The organism is Bacillus cereus group sp. BfR-BA-01380, assembly GCF_022663535.1.
Taxonomy (GTDB): domain Bacteria; phylum Bacillota; class Bacilli; order Bacillales; family Bacillaceae_G; genus Bacillus_A; species Bacillus_A cereus_BB.
In genome coordinates this window covers 1-3071 of record NZ_JAKUFS010000070.1, presented here as the reverse complement: position 1 = coordinate 3071, position 3071 = coordinate 1, and the positions used below count along the sequence as shown (strand labels likewise).

Below are 3071 nucleotides of genomic sequence, written 5' to 3'. Positions count from 1 at the left end.
GAATTTACCACTCTGCTACTACTAATGCTGCTTCAATTTCATCTTCTGTTGTTGTGTTTTCATTTAGTTCTAGCTCTTCTAATGATTTTAATAATTCCTTTGGAATTTCACGGCTCATTTCTTTCACCTCCTTCTTCAGATCTTCTTTTGGAATTTACCACTCTGCTACTACTAATAATTTTTCCGAAAATCCCCAAAACAAGTGTAATGTGTCGCAATTTATTAAATCACACATCCCTCCACTACAAAGTTTTACTTAACATTGGCCATACTATATCCGTAAATAATGTCACGGTTGCTGTAAGAAGAACTACTTTCCCCATAAATAATTGAACTTTCATTTTCATCAAATATTCCATCCTTACTATGTAAATTTTTTTAACATAAAATAAATTTTATATTCTGAAATTTAGAAACAAAAAAAATAAAGTGTTTTTTGTTTTCCTAAAATAAATATGATGTGCGTAATTTATTAAGTCACGCAACCCTCCACTACAAAGTTTTACTTAACGTTGGCCATACTATATCCGTAAATAATGCCACGGTTGCTGTAAAAAGAACTACTTTCCCCATAAATAATTGAACTTTCATTTTCATCAAATGTTCCATCCTTACTATGTAAATTTTTTTAACATAAAGTAAATTTTATATTCTGAAATTTAGAAACAAAAAAAATAAAGTGTTTTTTGTTTTCCTAAAATAAATATGATGTGCGTAATTTATTAAGTCACGCAACCCTCCACTACAAAATTTTACTTAACGTTGGCCATACTATATCCGTAAATAATGCCACGGTTGCTGTAAGAAGAACTACTTTCCCCATAAATAATTGAACTTTCATTTTCATCAAATATTCCATCCTTACTATGTAAATTTTTTTAACATAAAATAAATTTTATATTCTGAAATTTAGAAACAAAAAAAATAAAGTGTTTTTTGTTTTCCTAAAATAAATATGATGTGCGTAATTTATTAAGTCACGCAACCCTCCACTACAAAGTTTTACTTAACGTTGGCCATACTATATCCGTAAATAATGCCACGGTTGCTGTAAGAAGAACTACTTTTCCCATAAATAATTGAACTTTCATTTTCATAATTTATTTCTCCTTCACTATAAACATTTTTAACATTTTATTTTTTTTTCTGAATAGTTATTCGATGTAAATAAATCATAATTTAACAATAAAACATTGTCAATACATTATTAACATTTATTTTATATTTACTTTTTGTTTAAAAATGTTAATAATAATCATTATGAAATACATTACCAAATGATTGGAGGAATATTATTTGTTAGGTCAACGCATCAGAGAGCTAAGAAAACAAAAAAAACTAACCCAGGAAAAATTATCTAACGGTATCATTACACGCAGTTATTTAAGTCAAATAGAAAAAGGACTGGTCCAACCATCTTATGAAGTACTAGAAGCTTTGAGTAATAAACTAGAGTGCTCTATAGAAGAAGTCTTTAAAAGTGTAGAAAATACAGAACCAACAATATCTCAAATAAAAAAAGATATTAAGGCGGCAGAAAATCACACTAATACTCACCTATGGGATAAAGTAAAGATCTTTATTGAACAAAAGGACTATTTTAACCATCCTGATATAAATATATACGATAAAGGAATTTTAAATTGGATACACGGGAAATATTACGAGAATATCGGTGATTTTCATCATGCTAAGCCTTACTTTAAAAAAAGTATTTCCCTTTTGAAAGAAGGTAACTATGTAAATGAGATGGTTAGATCTTTAGATTCACTAGGATACTTATATTACAGGACTAACAACCATGAGTCAGCACTTACAATATTAAATAAGGCATATAAAATAACAATTCATGAACAAATTAGTGGCCTCCTATATATTTCTTTACTTGTCAATTTAGGTCTTGTTCATGGCCGTTTAGGTGAGTATTATTCATCTATCAACTTTCTAGAAGAAGCGATAGAACAAAATGCACAAATACAAGCTTATTATAGAGCCGGTGAGATTTTTATGACACTTGGTATTTGTAACATGAAACTGCAACGTTTCAATGAAGCTGAAAAGGCAAACGAAAAAGCACTTAACTTTTTCAAATTGAATGAAAACAAGTTATATGAAGCAGGAACATATACCAACCTTGGTATTCTTCTCTCTTACAAAAAAGAATTTAATCAAGCTCAGCTAGCTTTCAAAACAGCTATCAAAATTTATACTCAAAACAATGCACAGCCTAATGAAATTATGAATGTACAAGTTGAGTTAGCTAAAAGCTATTTTTCTCAAAAAAATTGTGAATCCGCAAAGTCCACTTGCCAGAACGTTATCAGCAATAACTCTAAAAATAAGTATAAAGCACAAGCTTATGAACTCTTAGGTGATATTTATCATAAAGAATCTAATGAAACGCTTGCATTAAAGTATTATATTAAAGCAAAAGAACTGTTTGTCGAATTTAAGTCACCAGAAGAAAAGCCAACTTGTAAAAAAATTGGAGATAGTTATTTTATTTTGAAAAATTTCGAGAAATCGTCCTACTACTACCAAGAGTGCTTCTAAATAAAAAAGAGCAGGAAATTCATTTTTGAACCGTAACCCGAATATTGGACACTTAAAAATTCCATTATTCGGGTATTTGTATAATTTCCCATCCCTTTCCCGGTTAGAATGAAAATAACTATACAAGTAATGTAAGAGAAAATGAGTAAGATTATCTTTAGTGAATTTCAAATGAAACATCTGACGAAAAATAAAAATATTATGGAGGCATAGAACGTTCTATTACCTATCATGCGGATTTTAAGATAAGAGCTGTTCAAGGAAATCAGAAGGAACGGATTCAAACTAAATTTTTGTGGAGAATGGATTTAAATGAGCATAGTTCCATTGGGAGGTTGTTCATAATGGGATACCGCCACATCGCTATCAAGCTAAGAAAATAAAATTCCCCCTAAAATGAAAAAATGCGCTATTCTTTCTGTAGAATCATAGGAAAGGATGGCGTTTTTGTATGTCTATTTCTGTATCTGATGAATTACAACTATTTGCTCAAGAAATTCAAAGTTTCTTATCCCCAA

At 29.6% G+C, this 3071-nt stretch carries 1 protein-coding gene; it reads left to right on the top strand.

The window, feature by feature from the left end:
* The first annotated feature begins 1296 nt into the window (after positions 1-1296).
* Positions 1297-2553 carry a tetratricopeptide repeat protein gene (locus tag MR076_RS25790; RefSeq protein ID WP_242225414.1) on the top strand — a complete coding sequence of 419 codons (1257 nt, stop codon included), beginning with the start codon at positions 1297-1299 and terminating at the stop codon, positions 2551-2553.
* Positions 2554-3071: the final 518 nt, after the last annotated feature.